Below are 16,605 nucleotides of genomic sequence, written 5' to 3'. Positions count from 1 at the left end.
ACGGCCGAGATCCGGGTTCACCACGGCCGAGATCCGGGTTCACCACTCGCAGGAGCGCGGTGGCTTCGGCGCCTTGGCACCATGGGCACGTGCGGCGATGGAAGAGGGGCGCGGCGGCGGTGGCCGTCCTGGCGGCGGGGTTGACGGTGAGCGCGTGCGGTAGCGACGACAGCGGCTCGGGTGCACCCCCGGCGTCCTCAAGCAGCGCCGCACCCATCTCGTTGCCGCCCGCAGGAGCGCGTGCCGACTACCAGCTCGGTGGCGGATACGCCCCGGAGTCGGGCGTTCGGATCGTCGTACGGGATTCGACGGACAAGCCCGCGACGGGGCTCTACAACGTGTGTTACCTCAACGCGTTTCAGACCCAGCCCGGGACCGCGGCGTTCTGGAACGCTCGGCAGGACCTGGTGCTGCGGCAGGACGGGAAGCCCGTCGCCAACCCGGACTGGCCCGACGAGTGGCTCCTCGACATCTCGACGGCGGCGAAGCGCCAACGGCTGGTGCGGATCGTCGGGGGATGGATCGCCGGCTGCGCGAAGGCCGGGTATCAGGCCGTCGAGTTCGACAACCTCGACTCGTTCAGCCGCTCGCACGGTGCGATCAGCACCGACGACGCTGATGCCTTCGCGAGGGCGATCGTCTCCCTCGCCCACGACGCCGGCCTGGCCGCAGGGCAGAAGAACCGGGCCGACTTCGACGGGCGGACGGTGGGCTTCGACTTCGCGATCGCCGAATCGTGCGCGGAGTGGGACGAGTGCGGTTCCTACCTGGCGCACTTCGGGGATCACGTGATCGATGTGGAGTACCGGCGGTCCGACTTCGCCACCGCGTGCCGTCAGATCGGCTCGCGTGCGTCGGTGGTGTACGCCGATCTTGAGCTCACGCCCCACGGGCCCCGGGAGTGGTGCTGAGCTGAGCCGCCGCGCGGACCCGGGACCCGCCCGGCCGCCAGGGCACCGCCCGGCGTCGGCACGATGCTGGCGTGGGGCGAACGTGGCGGCGGATGACTGGGCTGGCGATGGCGGCGATGGTGGTGTGCGGAAGTGCGGTCGGCCTGCCCGCCTCGCATGCGGCCGAGCCGGCGATCACACCGCTGCCCGTCGGGGTCGACGTGGACTACCAGCTCGGTGGCGGGTACGCCCCGGCTGCGAACGTCGGCATCGTCGTACGCGACTCGACGGAGGCTCCGGCGGCGGGGCTCTACAACATCTGTTACGTCAACGCGTTCCAGACCCAGCCCGGCGCGAAGGTGTACTGGCGCGCGCGGCCCAGCCTGATCCTGCGGCGCGGCGGCAAGCCCGTGATCGACAAGGAATGGCCCGACGAGTGGCTGCTCGACATCTCCCGGGCGTCCAAGCGCACGCGGCTCGCCCGGATCGTCGGCGGGTGGATCCGCGGGTGCGCGAAGGCGGGGTATCAAGCGGTCGAGTTCGACAACTTCAACTCGTTCAGCCGCTCCCGTGGCCTGATCAAGGCCCGGCACGCGAACGCGTTCGCCCGTACCCTGGTCGGGATCGCGCACCGCTCGGGCCTCGCGGCCGGGCAGAAGAACCGCGCCGACTTCGACGGCCGCAAGCTCGGCTTCGACGTCGCCATCGCTGAATCATGCGCCCAATGGAACGAATGCGGTCCGTATCTTGCGCACTTCGGCTCCCGGGTGATCGATATCGAATATCGGCGGGTCGACTTCCGGAAGGCGTGCCGTCAGATCAGCACGCGTGCGTCGGTGGTGTACGCCGATCTGGAGCTCGCGCCCCACGGGCCGCGGGAGTGGTGCTGAACCCGCAAGTCGGTGGTGCTGAACCCGGAAGTCGGTGGTGGTGAACCCGGATCTCGGTGGTGCTGAACCCGGAAGTCGGTGGTGGTGAACCCGGATCTCGGCGGTGGTGAACCCGGAAGTCACCAGGTGGTCTCGGGGAACCCGATCTCGGTCAGCGGCGGGAGCCCGGTCAGCGGGAGGCCGACCGCGTTCAGCACGCCCAGCACTGTCCCGGCGGTGAGCGTCTCCTCGGGGTCGCGGACCTTCAGCAGGGAGGCGGCCGCACGGACGAGCTGCGCCGTCGGTACGACGTGCACCCCGCCGATCTGCTCGGCACGCAGCGTCACCCGCCCGTGGATCGAGAGCATCGCGGAGACGTAGCCGCCGCGGACGCCGTGCTCGCGCAGTGCCGTGCTGAGCATCTGCGCCGGTAGCCGCGCCTGCCGCAGCGCGCCGCTCAGCCGCGGCACCTCGACCCCGTCGACCAGGGCGGGACCGTTGGCGGTCAGCTCCAGCCGGCCCCGGGCGGCGGTGTCCTTCTGCTCGATCACGAGCACGCCGCCGGGGGCGATCACCAGCGCGTCGACCTCGCGGGTGCGGGTGTGGTCGGCGATCTCGAAGCCGAACGCCAACAGCCAGCCGTCGGGCCAGGGCAGGGCCGCGAGTCGTTCCTCGCCACGCGTCACGGCGCGGCCGACGGCACAGGTCCAGGCGCCGGAGTCACTCTCGCGCCAGCGCGGGGCCGGACGGGCAGCGGGGCGTGCCGGTGACGGCGTACCGCTGCGGGCTTCTTCCAGCGCGGCGCGGGTCGCCTCCAGCTCGGCGCTCTGCGCGGCGAGTGCCGCCTTGAGGGCGGCGATCTCGTCGTTCTCGGAGGGCACGCGGGCTCAGATCAGGTCGTCGGGGACGAAGTCGGGCACCGCGGGCGGCGCCTGCGGGTTGGCCCGGCGCGGCAGTCCCGCGACCGCGGCGCGCAGCACCACCAGGGTCACCGCCGCCCGGCGGGCCTGCTTCTTCTCGCCGAGGTCGGTCCAGCTGCGCCCACCCTGCTCGTACGCCGCTCGCGCGCCGTCCCGGGCCGCAGCGGCCAGCTCATCGGCGGTGAAGGTCGGCACCTCGCCAGGGGTGTCCCGCTCGGGCAGGGCCGCCAACGCGGGCAGCACCAACTCACCCGCAGCGGAGCGGTGCGGGTACTTCTGGGCGGGCTTCATCGCCTTCCAGCGCGCCGCGACGCTCCCGCGCCGCCACGGCATCTGGCGGGCGGCGAAGAGGAACCGCGCCCCGGCGTCGGCGGCGAGGGTCAGCTCGTGGTCGGAGAACTTCACGGCACCAGTCTCTCAGGGCCACCGGTGGTCTGACGGCTCCGGTGCACCGTCCTCAACATGCACGATCGGCGTAGCGTGACCGTCACCAGGTGACTGTCACGCTACGCCGATCGAAGGGGTCAGACTGCGGAGGGCTGGATCCGGAAGATCGCGGCACGTGCCTTGATCGTCTCGGCCCGCGCCAGACGCGGCTTGTCGGAGCCGTCGCGGATCACGCGACCGTCCTCCTCGAACTTCGTCAGGAAGTCCAGGGCCCAGGCGACGTCGGCCGGGGTGGGGGCGATCGACTCGTTGATCACCGCGGGGGCGTCGAGGTCGAGGCAGAGCTTGCCGGTCATGCCCATCGCGACCGCGTCGGCACAGCCGTCACGGAGCACGGCGTGCTGCTTGGTCACCGTCGGGCCGTCGATCGGGCCGGGCAGGTTGCCGATCCGCGAGGCCAGCACGAGCCGGGTGCGCGGGTAGGCCATCGCCAGCGGGTCGTTCTCGGCGCCGGTGTCCTTGCGGTAGTCGCCGGAGCCGAACGCGAGCCGGAAGGTGCCGCGGGCGCGGGCGATCGAGACCGCATCCTCGATCCCGAGCGCCGACTCGATCAGGGCGACCACCGGGGTGTTGCCGCCGAGGCGCTGGAAGGTGTCGGTGACCTGCTCGGCCGCCTCGACCTTGGCCAGCATGACGCCGGCCAGGCCGGGGGTGCCGGCCAGGGCGGCGAGGTCCTCGCTCCAGTCGGGCGTGGTCCAGTCGTTGATCCGCACCCATGCCCGGCCGCCGCCGCGCAGCCAGTTCACGACGTTCTCGCGGGCGGTCGCCTTCAGCGAACCATCGACCGCGTCCTCCATGTCGAGGATGATCTGGTCGGCGCGACCGAGGTGGGCGTCGTCGAACTGGTCCACCCACAGAGCGTTCACCAGCTGCCACGAACGGGCGTTGGCGTCGTCGACTCGAACCGACTCGCGGTGTGCGCGCTTCTCGGTGAGTTCGTTGGTCGTGATGGTCATCCGTGCCCTCTTCTTTCAAGTCCTCTTTTAACGTTAACACCGTGCTAGAGCGGACTTGTCAAACCGGCGGCGACCCCCGTCAAGCGCCGCGTTCCGGCAAGTGGAACCTCGTCAATGATCGGTGATCAGTTCTTGGATGATGCCTACAGTTCGGCCCAGATGGGCCTCGTCGCGGTCGGCGCGGTAGGCCACCGCCAGGTCGATCGTGGCCGCCGGCTCGGCGAGAGGGCGGTACGTCACCCCCTCCAGGGCCAGGGCCGTCACCGGCTCGGGCACGATCGCCGCACCGAGCCCGCCGGCGACCAGGGTGATCAGCGTCGACGTCTCGCCGACCTCGTGACGCACGCGTGGGTCGACGCCCGCCTCGTGGGCGAGCCGCAGCACGACGTCGTACATCACCGAACGCCGCTCGGCGGAGTGGATGATCAGGTCCACGCCGGCCAGGTCGGTCGGGGCGAGTCGCTCGCGCTCGGCCAGCGGATGGTCCGCCGGTAGCGCCACCACCAGCCGGTCGCGGCGCAGCGTCGCCGCCGCGAGGGAGGCGTCGCCGACGGGCGGGCGCAGCAGGGCGACGTCGATCTCGCCCGAGCGCAGCGCCGCGATCTGGTCGGGGACCAGCATCTCCCCGCGGAACGAGAACTCCACCCCGGGCAGCTCGGCGGACAGGTGCCGGGAGAGCTGCGGCAGCACCGAGTACGTCGCTGAACCGACGCACCCCAACGCCAGATGACCTGTCGCTCCCGACGCCACCAGGCGCGCCCGGCGGGCCGCCTCGTCGACCGAGGCCAGGATCGCGCGGGCCTGCTCCAGGTAGTCGGCACCGGCATCGGTGAGCGCCACCCGTCGGGTGGTGCGGTGCAGCAGCGTGGCGCCGACCTCGGCCTCGAGCTGTCGGATCGCCTGGGAGAGCGGCGGCTGAGCCATGTGCAGCCGCTCGGCGGCGCGGCCGAAGTGGCACTCCTCGGCGACGGCGACGAAGTAGCGCAGGTGCCTCAGGTCCATCCGCCCAGTCTAGGACGTCAGGCATCTCAATCGGGAAGGATATTGATACTTCAGCATATGGACGGCGGTGACTACCGTGGCAGGCATGGCTTACGTGTACGCCTCCACCCGCACCCCCTTCGGCCGGTTCAACGGCGCGCTGGCCGGCCAGCGCCCCGACGACCTCGCCGCCGTCGTGATCAAGGACCTGATCGGGCGCACCAGCCTCGACCCGGCCCTGATCGACGACACCGTCTGGGGCTGCGCCAACCAGGCCGGCGAGGACAACCGCAACGTCGGCCGGATGGGCCTGCTGCTCGCCGGGCTGCCGGTCTCGGTCCCGGCCACCACGGTCAACCGGCTCTGCGGCTCCAGCCTCGACGCCGCCATCATCGGCTCCCGGGCGATCGACACCGGCGACGCCGAGATCGTCCTGACCGGCGGGGTGGAGTCGATGACCCGCGCACCGTGGGTGCTGCCCAAGCCGTCCAAGGCGTTCCCCTCCGCCGGCAACGAGACCCTGGTCTCCACCACCCTGGGGTGGCGCCTGGTCAACAAGGCGATGCCGGCGGAGTGGACCGTCTCCCTGGGCGAGGCCAACGAGCAGCTTCGGGAGCGCTTCGGCATCTCCCGTGAGCGCCAGGACGCCTTCGCCGCCCGGTCCCACCAGCTCGCCGCCGCGGCCTGGGACGAGGGCTTCTACGACGCCTTGGTCACCCCGGTCGACCTCGGCAAGGGCGAGACCCTGAGCCGCGATGAGGGCATCCGCCCCGGCTCCACCCCCGAGACGCTGGCCGGCCTCAAACCGGTCTTCCGCGACCCGGCCGCAGGCGGCACGATCACCGCCGGCAACGCCTCCCCGCTCAACGACGGCGCCTCCGCCGTGCTGCTCGGCTCCGAGGGCGCTGCCGCCGCGATCGGGCTCGACCCGGTCGCCCGGATCGCCGGCCGAGGCGTACACGCGCTCGCACCGCAGGACTTCGGCTTCGCTCCGGTCGAAGCCGCCAACAAGGCCCTCAAGGCCGCCGGCATCACCTGGGACCAGGTCGGTGCGGTCGAGGTCAACGAGGCGTTCGCCGTCCAGTCGCTGGCCTGCGTCGACGTCTGGGGGATCGACCCCGAGATCGTCAACGTCAAGGGCGGCGCGATCGCGATCGGCCACCCGCTCGGCGCCTCGGGTGGCCGCCTGATCGGCACGCTGGCCGCCGTACTGCGGGAGAAGAAGCAGCGGTACGGCGTCGCCGCCATCTGCATCGGTGTGGGGCAGGCCCTCGCCGTCGTCCTCGAGAACACGGAAGCTGGGGTTGCCTGATGGCCAAGACCTCCATCCTGGACACCACCGATGAGGCCGTCGCCGGCATCGAGGACGGTGCCACCGTCCTGGTCGGCGGCTTCGGTCTCGCGGGCATGCCGTTCGACCTGATCGACGCCCTGATCCGCCAGGGCGCCAAGGACCTGACCATCGTCGCCAACAACGCCGGCAATGCCGAGGTCGGTCTCGCCGCGCTGCTCAAGGCCGGTCGGGTGCGCAAGATCCTGTGCTCGTTCCCGCGCCAGGTCGACTCCTACGTCTTCGACGAGCTCTACCGCGCGGGCAAGATCGAGCTCGAGGTCGTGCCGCAGGGCAACCTCGCGGAGCGGATGCGTGCCGCGGGTGCCGGAATCGGGGCGTTCTTCTGCCCGACCGGCGTCGGCACCCCGCTGGCCGAGGGCCGCGAGACCCGCACGATCGAGGGCCGCGACTACATCCTGGAGTACCCGATCAAGGGCGACTACGCCCTGATCAGCGCCCACCAGTCCGACCGGATGGGCAACCTGGTCTACCGCAAGACCGCGCGGAACTTCGGCCCCGTGATGGCCACTGCGGCTGCGACCACCCTCGTCCAGGTCAACGAGATCGTCGAGACCGGCACGCTCGACCCCGAGGCGATCGTCACCCCGAGCATCTACGTCGACCGCGTGGTCGCCGTGGAGGCCCGCCACTACACCGTGCAGGGAGCCCGCTGATGACCGTTGAACACCTGGACCGCGGTCCGCTCTCGATGGACGAGCTCGCCGAGGTGATCGCCCGCGACATCCCCGAGGGGTCGTTCGTGAACCTCGGCATCGGCCAGCCGACCAAGATCGCCGACCATCTCCCCGCCGAGCTGGGGGTGGTCCTGCACACCGAGAACGGCATGCTTGGGATGGGCCGCAAGGCCGAGGGCGACGAGGTCGACGCCGACCTCACCAACGCCGGCAAGGTCCCCGTCATCGAGACGCCGGGTTGCTCGTACTTCCACCACGCCGACTCGTTCGCGATGATGCGCGGCGGTCACCTCGACGTCTGCGTGCTGGGCGCCTTCCAGGTCTCGGCCACCGGCGACCTGGCCAATTGGTCGACCGGCAAGCCCGGCGACATCCCCGCCGTCGGTGGGGCGATGGATCTGGCCATCGGGGCGAAGGACGTCTACGTGATGATGACGCTGTTCACCAAGAACGGCGACGCCAAGCTGGTCGAGGCGTGCACGATGCCGCTGACCGGCGTGGGCTGCGTCAGCCGGATCTACACCGACTACGGCGTCTTCGATCTGTCTCCCGCGGGCGCGCGCGTGCGGGAGACGTACGGCATCTCGGTGGCGGAGCTGGCTGAGCGGCTGCCGATCACGCTGCTCTGATCGGAAGCCTGGGACACTCCAGCGGGCTGAGGTGAGGCCTTGGCCCGCTGGTAGCTGTCAGTAGTGGTAGCGCGCCTGGAGGACGACGATCTGGTCGTCGTGGACGAGGTACACCAGTCGGTGCTCCTCGGTGATGCGTCGTGACCAGGCGTTCGGCGCGCCGTACTTCAGTGGCTCAGGCTTCCCGATGCCTTCGAACGGGTCGCGAAGAACGTCGGTGAGAAGTCGGTTGATCCGTTTGCCCAGCGTTCGGTCCGCCTGTTGCGAATGAACGTAGTCGTCCCAGCCGCCCGGCGTCCACGCAAGAATCCGTGCCACGTTCGTGGCTAGTCAACGTCTGCGAGCGGGTGGGTGACGACATCGCCTCGCTCGGCATCCTCGATGGCCTCCAGCAAGCGGCGCGCGTTGGCTGGCGAGCGGAAGAGGTAGGCCGTCTCCTGCCATGCGGAGTACTCGTCGGCTGACATCAAGACGGCGTTGCCGTTCTTCGAGGTGATCTCGATAGCGGTGCGGTCGTCGTTGACCTGCTGTACGAGGGGGAAGAGGCTGCGTCGCGCCTCTGTTGCGGTAATGGCCATAGCGTCACTCCTCGTGCTTGCTGGTACCAGATAGCGTACCACTGCGGCGAGGGCCGGCGTACGCCGTCACCGGAGTGATTCGACCCGGATCATGGCGTTGAAACGCTCGAAGTGGCGGACGTTCGACGTGATGATCGCGTTGGCCCGGTGTTCGAGGGCGACCGCCACCAGGTGCGCGTCGTGGATCGGCTGGCTGCTAGCCAGTCCGGTGTCGACGAACTCGCGGAAGCTCTGGGTGGCGACGATCAGGTCGCGGGGGTCGCTCTCCAGGAGTGCGCGCGCCTGATGATGTCCGGCGCGCGCAGGGTCGTAGGCCGTCACGATCACGTCGGTGTCGACCAGTGCTCGTTCGACGCGGTGTGCGATCACCGGAGCAGATGGTTCTCGTCGTCGGGGTAGTACAGCTCGTGGCGATCCTCGATCGTGACACTCACCGGCGGGGGTGGGGGCCAGGCGATCTGTCGCCGCTGCCGCGCGGCCGGAGCCAGCGCTGCCTCATCGAGCACGATCCGCAGCTCGGCCTCGTAGGAGCGGCCGTTGCTCGCCGCGCGCGCCTTGAGTCGAGCGACGGTCTCCTCCGGGACGTTGCGAATGTGGACGGCGACCATGGATCGGCGTTAACACGAGTGCTAACAGTCGATCCGTGGTCGCCGTCGTGCCTCAGACGCCCGCAGCCGCCAAGGCGTTGCCCACGATCCAGCCCATCCCGAACGCGCTCAGCAGCCCGTTGCCGGACATGTAGCCGTCGGAGTGGGAGCCGGCCAGGCCACAGGCAGCACCGCCGCCGGCGTACAGGCCCGGAACAGGGGTTCCGGACGACGTCAGCACTCGGCCGGCGGTGTCGATCACGAGGCCGCCCTGGGTGGTGAGCAGGCCGTGGGTCACCGTCGCGTAGTGGAACGGTGCCTCCAGGGCGCGCCGGCCGTCCCGGGGAGCCAGGGCCGTGGCCACGTCGTCGAGGGGCAGACCCAACGCCGTGGCGAGGTCGGCCAGCGTGGCGGCGTGCCGGAACGCACCGGCGGCGTCGCACTCACGCATCATCTCCGACTCCCGGGTCGCGGCCATCGCGGTCTCGTCCCAGATCATCGTGGCGCGCTCGCCGGGCTGGCCCTGGAGCACGCCGGCCATCGAGGAGTAGCCCTTCGACTCCTCGTCGACGAACCGCTGCCCGTCGGTGTTGACCAGGACCGCGCCGTTGAACGGCAGTGCGGGGGAGACCCGGGTGCCGTAGTCCACGACCACGAGCCCCGAGCGCAGCCCGGCGCCCATGTTGCGCAGCGCGACGTCGAGCCCGGCCGCCGCGGTCATGGTGAGCGCGTCCCCGGTCGAGGTCGACACCCCACCGTAGAACGGCGCCCCGAGGTGCGCGAGGTGCTCGGCGACGAGGGTCGGCGAGTTCGCGAACCCGTCCGACGCCAGTACGACGGCCGACGCACCGACCCGTTGACGCGTGCCGTTCTGCTCCACCACGACCCCGGCCACACCGGTGCTGCCGTGCGTCGAGGAGGCCGTGACCAACTCGACCACGGGGGCCTCGTCCACGAACGCGATGTTGTCGCACGCCTCGGCCAGGTCCCGCAGGTGCCGCATCAGCCGTCCGCCGCCGAGGCGGCCGACGTCGGTGTGCAGGCGCGGCACCGACATCCCCGCTCGGGGCATGTCGGTGCCGATCTCGATCGGGTAGCCCGAATCGGCGACCCACTCCACCAGGGCGGGGGCGACCTCGCAGAGCGCCTCGATGACGGGGCGCCAGCCCTCATCGCCGTTGGCGGCGATGATGTCGGCCGCGTGCTGGGCGGGCGAGTCGACGATCCCGGCGGCGGCCTGGAAGCGGGTGCCTCCGGCGGCCAGCGAGCCCGACGAGATCGCGGCGTTGCAGCCCCCCTGGGTGGACTTCTCGAAGACCGCGACGACGAGGTCGGGGTTGGCGGCGGCCCGCAGCGCGGTCATCAGACCGGCCGCGCCACCGCCGACCACGACCACATCGACCTCAGAATCCCAGTCGAGGTGCTGCGTCACGACAGCGCCTTGTCGACGCCGTAGAACGACCGCGCCGCGTCAAGCAGACCGCGCTCGGGCTGAGCGCCGTAGAACCCGACCCGCGACGGCTTCAACCCTGTCGCGCGATACTGCGCGGCCCGCAGTTCGGCCATCCGGACCAGGGTGCCCAGCGAGTCGAGCACCGGAACGTCGTCGACCCGGGAGATGCCCTGGTCGGCGAGGAAGACGTTGAGCGGACCCTCGCCGGGCACGATCACGTTCGCCCCCGCCGCGATGGCCGTGCGAGCAGCGGCCTCGAAGGCGGCGATCAGCCCCTCCGGGGAGGCGTACGCCGCCATCACGTCGTGGAACGCCGCCTCCACCTGGACGATCGGACCCACCAGCGAGTCGAGCCGGTAGTTACGCATGTTGCGCCGCAACTGGGGCTCCAGGGCCGCGATGAAGTTCACGATCCCGACGCAGTCGCCCAGCGCCGCGGCTGCCAGCACCGAGGTCTGGCCGAACGTGACGACCGGGATGTCGACGACCGTCCGGACCTCCTCGTACGCCGTGTCGGGAATCGTCGCGATCAGGTACGCGTCATACCCCTCGTCCTGAGCCCGCAGCGCACCCTCGATGAACTGCTCCCTGTGCAGCCCCGCGAGGTAGGCGTAGCCGATGTGCGTGCCCGGGTAGTCCGACGGGTACGTGCCCGGCTTCATCCCGTGCAGGTCGATCGTGGTGCCCGGCTGCGCCTGCGAGGTCAGGTGCCGCGCCAGCGCGTCGCGGTAGTGCGGGACATCGTCCAGCACCGTGAAGGACTGGTGCCAGATCCGCATCAGGCGTTCACCGCCACCCGCAGCTTGGCTGCCTCGGCCCCGGCGATCCGACCGAACGTCGCGCTCCGCAGGACCGAGGTCGACCCGGTGTAGTTCGAGTAGTACAGCCCGGTCAGCTCGCCGGCGGCGTACAGGCCGGTGATCGGGTTGCCGTCGCGGTCGACGACCTCGGCCTCGGGCGTGGTCTTGAGGCCACCGAAGGTGAAGACGTTGGCCGCCATGATCGGGTACGCCGTGAACGGACCCTCCGCGATCGGGGTGGACCAGTTCGACTTCGCCGGGCTCAGGCCGGAGGTGGCCAGACCGTCGGGGGTGAGCGGGTCGAACCCCTCGCCCGCCGGGCAGGCCGCGTTGTACGCCGCCACCGTGGCCTCCAGCGCGTCGGCCGGGATCTCCAGCTTCGCCGCCAGGGCCCCGATGGTCGCGCTGGTGATCGGGGCGATGTCGGTGCGGACGCCGGCCATGATGTTCGGCACGGCCAGGCCCTTCTGGTCCAGGATCACCCAGGCGATGCCCTCGGTCTGGGCCTGGATCACGCGGGTGGTTCGCTCGTACCAGGCGTCGATGGTGCCGCGGGCCTCGTCGACGAAGCGCTGGCCCTCGCGGTTGACCAGGATGCCGTAGGGGAAGCAGAAGATCGCCGCCTCCGGCTCACCCGAGCGCGGGTCGACCGGCTCGGCGTGGAAGAGGGAGAAGTTGCCGGCGGTGGCGGCACCGAGCGCGAGCGCCATCTCCAGGCCCTCGCCCTTGTTGTAGTTGCCGCCCTTGGCGACCGGCCGCGCGGTGAGCGCGTGCGCGCCGTGATAGCGCGCCATCATCTCGAAGTTGCCCTGGTAGCCGCCCGAGGCGAGCACGACGGTGCCCTCGAAGACGGCCGGGCCCGACGAGGTGTGGGCGAAGACGCCGTTGATCCCCGCGGTGGAGAACGTCAGCCGGCGGGCGGTGGTCTCGAAGTGGAACTCCACGCCGAGCTCACGGGCCTTCTTGCCCATCGTCTCCACCAGCGCCAGACCGCCGCCGACCGGAGCCATCCGGGTGGTCGACTGGGTCAGGAACGGGGTCGGCATGAAGTCGAACGTCACGCCGTGACCGGCCAGCCACTGCAGCGCCAGGGGAGCGTTCTCGGCCAGCGCCGCGACGTAGTCGGGGTTGACCGTGTGGGTGGCGCGGTAGAGCGGCCCCTGCCGGTCGGGCATCAGGGCCGCGTCGCGCACGACCGACGGGTCCGGGTGACCCATGAAGTCGTCGACCAGGATCTCCTCGAAGCCCTCGGCGACCTCGTCGAGCGAGGCCATCCGCAAGAACGCCTCCGTGTAGCGGGTGTTGCCGCCGGTCTCGGCCTCGGTCGCGCGCTCCAGGATCGCGACCCGGGCGCCGGCCTCGGCGGCCGAGACGGCGGCCGACAGGCCGGCGATGCCGCCGCCGACCACGACGACGTCGTACGAGTGGGTCTGTTCAGTCATGGCGTGTCCTCTCGGTTGCGCTCGGCGCGGATCAGAAGGTGAGGTCGGCGGCCGACGTGATGGCGCCGAAGAGCGGCAGCACCTTCTGACACGCGAAGTCGTGCATCTCGGGGGAGAACGAGGCGCACATGTCCTCGACGACGGTCACCTGCAGGCCGGAGTCCGAGGCGTGGCGCGCGGCCGACTCCAGCACCAGGTTGGTGGCGACACCACCGAGGACGACCTCGGTGACACCCTCGGCGGCGAGCATGTCGCGCAGCGCGGTGCCGATGAACGGGTTGACGCAGCCCTTGTCGACGACCGGCTCGCCCTCGATCGGGGCGAGCGCGTCGATGATCTGCGCCTCGGGGGAGTCGGCCAGCATGACCCGGTTGTTCTCGTAGGGGTCGAACCGCGGCAGCCGGTTGGTGCGGAGCTTGTACGACGGGTCGAACGCGAGGCGCACGTGGACGACCAGGGTCCCGGCGGCGCGGGCAGCGGCCAGCACGGAGGCGGCGGTGGCGATCACGCCACGCTCGGCGATCTGGGCCTGGAGCGGCGGAGCCTTGAGGTGGGGACCCTCCTCGCACAGGCCGACCTGGTAGTCGAGCATGAGCAGGGCCTTCTTGGTGTGCACGGCAGACATGGTGATTCCTTCAGTTCAGTGAGAGCAGGGAGCGGGGAGTGGAGAGAGGGCAGGTGCGGGTCGAACCAGTCACCAGGCCGACCAGCCGCCGTCGACGTACAGCACCTGACCGGTGACGTAGGACGAGGCGGGGGAGGCCAGGAAGAGCACCGGGCCGTTGAAGTCGACGCCGGGCTTGCCGAGGCGACCGAGCATGGTGCGGCCGGAGAACCACTGCAGGCGCTCGGGCGACTCGGCCAGCGCCGCGGTCATCCCGGTCGGGAAGAAGACGCCCGGCGCCAGGCAGTTGACGGTGATCCCGAGCGGGCCGAGCTCCTGGGCCATGCCGCGGGTGACGTTGGTGACGCCTGCCTTCGAGGCGTAGTACGCCGTCTCCGGCACGGGGCCGACGCGCTCGGCGTACACCGTGGTCAGGTTGATGATCCGGCCACGGACCGGGGTGGTGGAGCCGTCGGCGACCGGCACCTGGGCGCTCATCAGCTTGCCGGCCTCGCGGGCGACCAGCCAGGAGCCGGTGAGGTTGATCCGCAGGACGCGCTCGAACTCCTCGACCGAGGTCTGGTCGTACTCCTTGCGCAGCATGGTGCCCGCGCAGTTGAGCACGATGTCGATCCGGCCGTGCACGGCCTGGGCGGCGGCGAAGGCGGACCGGACCGAGGTCTCGTTGGTGACGTCGATGTCGTGGGTGGAGACCTCACGGCCGGCCGCACGCACCGAGGCGGCGGTGGAGACCAGGTCCTCACGGCGACCGGGCAGGTCGCACAGCGCCACGTCGGCACCGTGCTCGGCCAGCGCGATCGCCGCACCGGCACCGAGTCCACCGGCGCCTGCGCCGATCACCAGGGCCTTGCGGTCTCCCAGGTAGAAGGGGCTCACCATTCGAGGTCACTCTCCTCAGCTGCAGCGTGGGTACCGGCGAGGCGGCCGAAGATGCCCGCCTTGCCGATCGACGTTCCGGTCATGTAGCCGGCGCCGTGCAGGCCGCCGATCATCTCGCCAGCGGCGTAGAGCCGCTCGATGGGCGCGCCCCACCAGTCCAGGACGCGCAGGTCGGTGTCGACGGTCAGTCCGCAGTACGTCGCCAGCACGACCGTGCCCGACGCGTGGGCGTAGAACGGCCCGGTCGCGATCGGGCGGCGCTCGCCGACGCCGCCGGACAGGTGTACCCGGCCGAGCGGGTCGGGGGTGCCCTCGGCGATCGCGGAGTTGTACGCGTCGACGGTGGCGACCAGGGAGCCGCTGGGCAGCCCGACCTTGGTCTCCAGGTCGGCGATGGTGTCGGCCTCGATCAGCAGACCGGCGCGCAGCCGACCGGCGAACTCGTAGATCGGCACCTCGTCGTTGGACAGCGCCATCGTGGCGGCGTCGAAGATCTGCCAGGTGGTGACGTCGGGCTGGACCAGGGCGGCGTCGCCGATCTCCTTGTAGTTCTTCGACTCGTCGACGAACCGCCGGCCGTCGCGGTTGACCGCGATCGCGCCCTTGTAGACGGCCAGGATGCCGGTGCCGTCCTCGTCGGGGTGCTCGGTGTAGTAGTGCCCGTAGGTGCCCTTGATGTACGGCGTGTCCCGCAGGCCGGCGCCGAGCGCCATGCCCATCTTGAGGCCGTCGCCGGTGTTCCCGACGCCACCCTGCCGCAGGGCGTGCTCCATCTGGGGCGCGAAGGTCTCCAGCATCTCCGGCGACATCGAGAAGCCGCCGGTGGCGAGCACGACCGCGTCGGCGAGGATCTGGTGGGTCGCGCCGTCGGCGGTGCGGACCTCCACGCCGGTGACCCGGGTGCCGTCGTGCAGCAGCCGGGTGGCGGGCGTCTCGAAGCGGATCCGCGCACCGAGCTTGCCGGCCGCCTTGAGCAGGTGGACCAGCATCCCGGTGGTGTCGGTGGGGTGGGAGCGGGGCGCTGACTGGCCCGAGGCGGCATGGATCTCGCCGTACTCGATGCCGTGCGACTTCAGCCAGCGGTAGGTCTCGAGCTGGTGCGCGCAGTAGAGGTCGACCAGGGCCGGGTCGTTGCGGTGCTTGCCGACCTCGAGCAGGTCGGCGCGGAGCAGGTCGACGGAGTCGTCGATGCCCTGGGCGGCCTGCTCGTCGGTGCCGGCGAAGGCCGACAGGCCCGCGGACTTCACCGTCGAGCCGCCGATCGCGTCGGTCTTCTCGATTCCGAACGCGTACTGACCGGCCTCGGCGGCGGCGAGCAGGGCCGCGCAGCCGGCGAGCCCGGCACCGAGGACCAGCACGCCGACCTGGTCGGGCAGCTCGGTCTCGACCGGCAGGCCGGGGATGGCCGCGGCGGTGGTGGCGGCCATCAGCGCAGCCCCTGCAGCTCGTCGTAGCCGCGGTCGAGCAGGGCCTCGGCGGTGGAGAACTCGGGCAGGTGGAAGAGGCCCTGGCGCTCCGACCAGCTCGCCATCGCTCCGGCACGCGAGCCGGTCTCGCCGTGCTCGCGCAGGTGCGCCAGGGCGTCGCGGCCGGCGGCGTGCATCGAGCGCATCAGGTAGTTGGCGAACAGGATCACGCCGAAGCCGAGGTCGGCGTACTCGGCCAGGGTCAGCTCGGGGGTCTTGCCGCCCTCGACGACGTTGACGATCAAGGGAGTGCCGGCCAGCTCGGCGCCGACCAGGCGCAGCTCGTCGACGGTGCGCGGCGCCTCGATGAAGAGCACGTCGGCGCCGGCCTCGACATAGGCACGGCCACGGCTGATCGCCTCCTCGATGCCGTACGCCGATCGCGCGTCGGTCCGGGCGATGATCACCAGGTCGTCGTCCTCGCGGGCGTCGCAGGCGGCGGCGATCTTGGTCTGCATGTGGGCCGCGGGGATCAGGGTGTGGCTGTCGAAGTGGCCGCAGCGCTTGGGCATCTCCTGGTCCTCGAGCTGGAGCCCGGCGACGCCGGCACGCTCCAGCAGGCGGACGGTGCGCATCGTGGCGAGCGGGCCGCCGTAGCCGGTGTCGGCGTCGGTGATCAGCGGGATGGTCAGGGCGTCGACCAGGCGGGCGGCGTGCTCGGCGACCTCGGTCTGGGAGAGCAGGCCGATGTCGGGCAGGCCGTAGACGGCGTTGGCCAGTCCGGCGCCGGTGGCGTACGCGGCGGCGAAGCCGGCCTGCTCGATCAGGCGCGCGCCGAGGGCGTCGGTGGCTCCGGGAAGGATCATCGGCGCCACCGCGGGGTTCTCGGGGCTCGGCGCCGTGGCGGCCAGGGCGGCCCGGAGAGCGAGGCGCTTGTGGTGTGCGGTGGGACCCGGTCCGACGCCGGTGAGTGCGGTCGTGACGTGTGCGTCCCAAGGGGGATTCATGGGGTGACTCCTCATCCGTGTAGTGATCACTACAGGCGCTACTGTGACAGCGGTCACCGCGATTGCGCAACCATCCTTCGGGGTTAACTGCTGGTCAACGCTCTCCTG

The 16,605-nt window shown here is 70.9% G+C and carries 20 protein-coding genes; 5 read left to right on the top strand and 15 right to left on the bottom strand.

Annotated features, from left to right (window positions below; translation table 11 throughout):
- The first annotated feature begins 89 nt into the window (after positions 1 to 89).
- The gene (locus Q1V88_RS19325; RefSeq protein WP_300683606.1) at positions 90 to 911 is read left to right on the top strand and encodes an endo alpha-1,4 polygalactosaminidase; all 822 of its coding nucleotides are present in this window, start codon (positions 90 to 92) and stop codon (positions 909 to 911) included.
- Between the two features lie 92 nt (positions 912 to 1,003).
- Positions 1,004 to 1,780, top strand: a complete 777-nt coding sequence (locus tag Q1V88_RS19320) for an endo alpha-1,4 polygalactosaminidase (protein WP_300683603.1) — start codon at positions 1,004 to 1,006, stop codon at positions 1,778 to 1,780.
- Between the two features lie 119 nt (positions 1,781 to 1,899).
- On the opposite strand, the gene Q1V88_RS19315 is transcribed toward Q1V88_RS19320, so the two are convergent.
- From Q1V88_RS19315 to Q1V88_RS19300, 4 genes are all read right to left on the bottom strand, one after another.
- Entirely contained in the window at positions 1,900 to 2,640 is a 741-nt protein-coding gene (locus Q1V88_RS19315; RefSeq protein WP_300683600.1) for a nuclease-related domain-containing protein, read from the bottom strand.
- Positions 2,641 to 2,646: 6 nt separating this feature from the next.
- Entirely contained in the window at positions 2,647 to 3,084 is a 438-nt protein-coding gene (locus Q1V88_RS19310) for a hypothetical protein (protein ID WP_300683598.1), read from the bottom strand.
- Between the two features lie 119 nt (positions 3,085 to 3,203).
- Positions 3,204 to 4,082 carry an aldolase/citrate lyase family protein gene (locus tag Q1V88_RS19305; RefSeq protein ID WP_300683595.1) on the bottom strand — a complete coding sequence of 293 codons (879 nt, stop codon included), beginning with the start codon at positions 4,080 to 4,082 and terminating at the stop codon, positions 3,204 to 3,206.
- 111 nt (positions 4,083 to 4,193) lie between these two features.
- Positions 4,194 to 5,084, bottom strand: a complete 891-nt coding sequence (locus tag Q1V88_RS19300) for a LysR substrate-binding domain-containing protein (RefSeq protein WP_300683592.1) — start codon at positions 5,082 to 5,084, stop codon at positions 4,194 to 4,196.
- An 85-nt stretch (positions 5,085 to 5,169) separates the two neighbouring features.
- On the opposite strand from Q1V88_RS19300, the gene Q1V88_RS19295 reads away from it, so the two are divergent.
- From Q1V88_RS19295 to Q1V88_RS19285, 3 genes are read left to right on the top strand one after another with little or no spacing between them, the layout of a single operon-like run.
- Entirely contained in the window at positions 5,170 to 6,375 is a 1,206-nt protein-coding gene (locus Q1V88_RS19295; protein ID WP_300683589.1) for a thiolase family protein, read from the top strand.
- Positions 6,375 to 7,070 carry a 3-oxoacid CoA-transferase subunit A gene (locus Q1V88_RS19290; protein ID WP_300683587.1) on the top strand — a complete coding sequence of 232 codons (696 nt, stop codon included), beginning with the start codon at positions 6,375 to 6,377 and terminating at the stop codon, positions 7,068 to 7,070. The genes Q1V88_RS19295 and Q1V88_RS19290 overlap by 1 nt, the downstream gene beginning before the upstream one ends.
- Positions 7,070 to 7,720: a CoA-transferase gene (locus Q1V88_RS19285; protein ID WP_300683585.1), complete on the top strand. Its 651-nt coding sequence runs from the start codon at positions 7,070 to 7,072 to the stop codon at positions 7,718 to 7,720. The genes Q1V88_RS19290 and Q1V88_RS19285 overlap by 1 nt, the downstream gene beginning before the upstream one ends.
- Before the next feature lie 57 nt (positions 7,721 to 7,777).
- Here Q1V88_RS19285 and Q1V88_RS19280 read toward each other — a convergent pair whose 3' ends face one another.
- The 11 genes from Q1V88_RS19280 to Q1V88_RS19230 form a co-directional block, all read right to left on the bottom strand.
- The gene (locus Q1V88_RS19280; RefSeq protein WP_300683582.1) at positions 7,778 to 8,038 is read right to left on the bottom strand and encodes a Txe/YoeB family addiction module toxin; all 261 of its coding nucleotides are present in this window, start codon (positions 8,036 to 8,038) and stop codon (positions 7,778 to 7,780) included.
- Between the two features lie 8 nt (positions 8,039 to 8,046).
- Complete coding sequence (locus Q1V88_RS19275; RefSeq protein ID WP_300683579.1) at positions 8,047 to 8,298, bottom strand: type II toxin-antitoxin system prevent-host-death family antitoxin; 252 nt, start codon at positions 8,296 to 8,298, stop codon at positions 8,047 to 8,049.
- Positions 8,299 to 8,364: 66 nt separating this feature from the next.
- Positions 8,365 to 8,667 carry a hypothetical protein gene (locus Q1V88_RS19270; RefSeq protein ID WP_300683576.1) on the bottom strand — a complete coding sequence of 101 codons (303 nt, stop codon included), beginning with the start codon at positions 8,665 to 8,667 and terminating at the stop codon, positions 8,365 to 8,367.
- The gene (locus Q1V88_RS19265) at positions 8,664 to 8,906 is read right to left on the bottom strand and encodes a hypothetical protein (protein ID WP_300683574.1); all 243 of its coding nucleotides are present in this window, start codon (positions 8,904 to 8,906) and stop codon (positions 8,664 to 8,666) included. Before Q1V88_RS19265 ends, Q1V88_RS19270 begins: the two co-directional genes overlap by 4 nt.
- A gap of 52 nt (positions 8,907 to 8,958) precedes the next feature.
- Positions 8,959 to 10,317 (bottom strand): FAD-binding protein, encoded by a 1,359-nt coding sequence (locus Q1V88_RS19260; RefSeq protein ID WP_300683572.1) that lies wholly within the window; start codon positions 10,315 to 10,317, stop codon positions 8,959 to 8,961.
- Complete coding sequence (locus Q1V88_RS19255; protein WP_300683569.1) at positions 10,314 to 11,117, bottom strand: aspartate/glutamate racemase family protein; 804 nt, start codon at positions 11,115 to 11,117, stop codon at positions 10,314 to 10,316. Before Q1V88_RS19255 ends, Q1V88_RS19260 begins: the two co-directional genes overlap by 4 nt.
- Positions 11,117 to 12,580: an FAD-dependent oxidoreductase gene (locus Q1V88_RS19250; protein ID WP_300683567.1), complete on the bottom strand. Its 1,464-nt coding sequence runs from the start codon at positions 12,578 to 12,580 to the stop codon at positions 11,117 to 11,119. The genes Q1V88_RS19255 and Q1V88_RS19250 overlap by 1 nt, the downstream gene beginning before the upstream one ends.
- 31 nt (positions 12,581 to 12,611) lie before the next feature.
- Positions 12,612 to 13,205: an isochorismatase family cysteine hydrolase gene (locus tag Q1V88_RS19245; protein WP_300683564.1), complete on the bottom strand. Its 594-nt coding sequence runs from the start codon at positions 13,203 to 13,205 to the stop codon at positions 12,612 to 12,614.
- Between the two features lie 69 nt (positions 13,206 to 13,274).
- Positions 13,275 to 14,084, bottom strand: a complete 810-nt coding sequence (locus tag Q1V88_RS19240; protein ID WP_300683561.1) for an SDR family oxidoreductase — start codon at positions 14,082 to 14,084, stop codon at positions 13,275 to 13,277.
- The gene (locus Q1V88_RS19235) at positions 14,078 to 15,511 is read right to left on the bottom strand and encodes an FAD-dependent oxidoreductase (RefSeq protein WP_300683560.1); all 1,434 of its coding nucleotides are present in this window, start codon (positions 15,509 to 15,511) and stop codon (positions 14,078 to 14,080) included. Before Q1V88_RS19235 ends, Q1V88_RS19240 begins: the two co-directional genes overlap by 7 nt.
- A complete protein-coding gene (locus Q1V88_RS19230) occupies positions 15,511 to 16,497 on the bottom strand; it encodes an isocitrate lyase/PEP mutase family protein (protein ID WP_300683558.1) in 987 nt (328 codons plus the stop codon). The genes Q1V88_RS19235 and Q1V88_RS19230 overlap by 1 nt, the downstream gene beginning before the upstream one ends.
- Between the last annotated feature and the right edge of the window lie 108 nt (positions 16,498 to 16,605).

The organism is Nocardioides sp. (assembly GCF_030150155.1).
Classification (GTDB): domain Bacteria; phylum Actinomycetota; class Actinomycetes; order Propionibacteriales; family Nocardioidaceae; genus Nocardioides.
Note: the sequence above shows the minus strand (reverse complement) of the source record. Positions and strands in the feature narration are given on the sequence as shown.

What these genes read in the sequence shown, in the direction of transcription:
- Q1V88_RS19290 (WP_300683587.1), top strand. Translation starts at nt 6,375, where the DNA reads ATGGCCAAGACCTCCATCCTGGACACCACCGATGAGGCCGTCGCCGGC.
- Q1V88_RS19255 (WP_300683569.1), bottom strand. Translation starts at nt 11,117, where the DNA reads ATGCGGATCTGGCACCAGTCCTTCACGGTGCTGGACGATGTCCCGCAC.
- Q1V88_RS19265 (WP_300683574.1), bottom strand. Translation starts at nt 8,906, where the DNA reads ATGGTCGCCGTCCACATTCGCAACGTCCCGGAGGAGACCGTCGCTCGA.
- Q1V88_RS19245 (WP_300683564.1), bottom strand. Translation starts at nt 13,205, where the DNA reads ATGTCTGCCGTGCACACCAAGAAGGCCCTGCTCATGCTCGACTACCAG.
- Q1V88_RS19235 (WP_300683560.1), bottom strand. Translation starts at nt 15,511, where the DNA reads ATGGCCGCCACCACCGCCGCGGCCATCCCCGGCCTGCCGGTCGAGACC.
- Q1V88_RS19305 (WP_300683595.1), bottom strand. Translation starts at nt 4,082, where the DNA reads ATGACCATCACGACCAACGAACTCACCGAGAAGCGCGCACACCGCGAG.
- Q1V88_RS19285 (WP_300683585.1), top strand. Translation starts at nt 7,070, where the DNA reads ATGACCGTTGAACACCTGGACCGCGGTCCGCTCTCGATGGACGAGCTC.
- Q1V88_RS19295 (WP_300683589.1), top strand. Translation starts at nt 5,170, where the DNA reads ATGGCTTACGTGTACGCCTCCACCCGCACCCCCTTCGGCCGGTTCAAC.
- Q1V88_RS19300 (WP_300683592.1), bottom strand. Translation starts at nt 5,084, where the DNA reads ATGGACCTGAGGCACCTGCGCTACTTCGTCGCCGTCGCCGAGGAGTGC.
- Q1V88_RS19250 (WP_300683567.1), bottom strand. Translation starts at nt 12,580, where the DNA reads ATGACTGAACAGACCCACTCGTACGACGTCGTCGTGGTCGGCGGCGGC.
- Q1V88_RS19240 (WP_300683561.1), bottom strand. Translation starts at nt 14,084, where the DNA reads ATGGTGAGCCCCTTCTACCTGGGAGACCGCAAGGCCCTGGTGATCGGC.
- Q1V88_RS19275 (WP_300683579.1), bottom strand. Translation starts at nt 8,298, where the DNA reads ATGGCCATTACCGCAACAGAGGCGCGACGCAGCCTCTTCCCCCTCGTA.
- Q1V88_RS19230 (WP_300683558.1), bottom strand. Translation starts at nt 16,497, where the DNA reads ATGAATCCCCCTTGGGACGCACACGTCACGACCGCACTCACCGGCGTC.
- Q1V88_RS19320 (WP_300683603.1), top strand. Translation starts at nt 1,004, where the DNA reads ATGACTGGGCTGGCGATGGCGGCGATGGTGGTGTGCGGAAGTGCGGTC.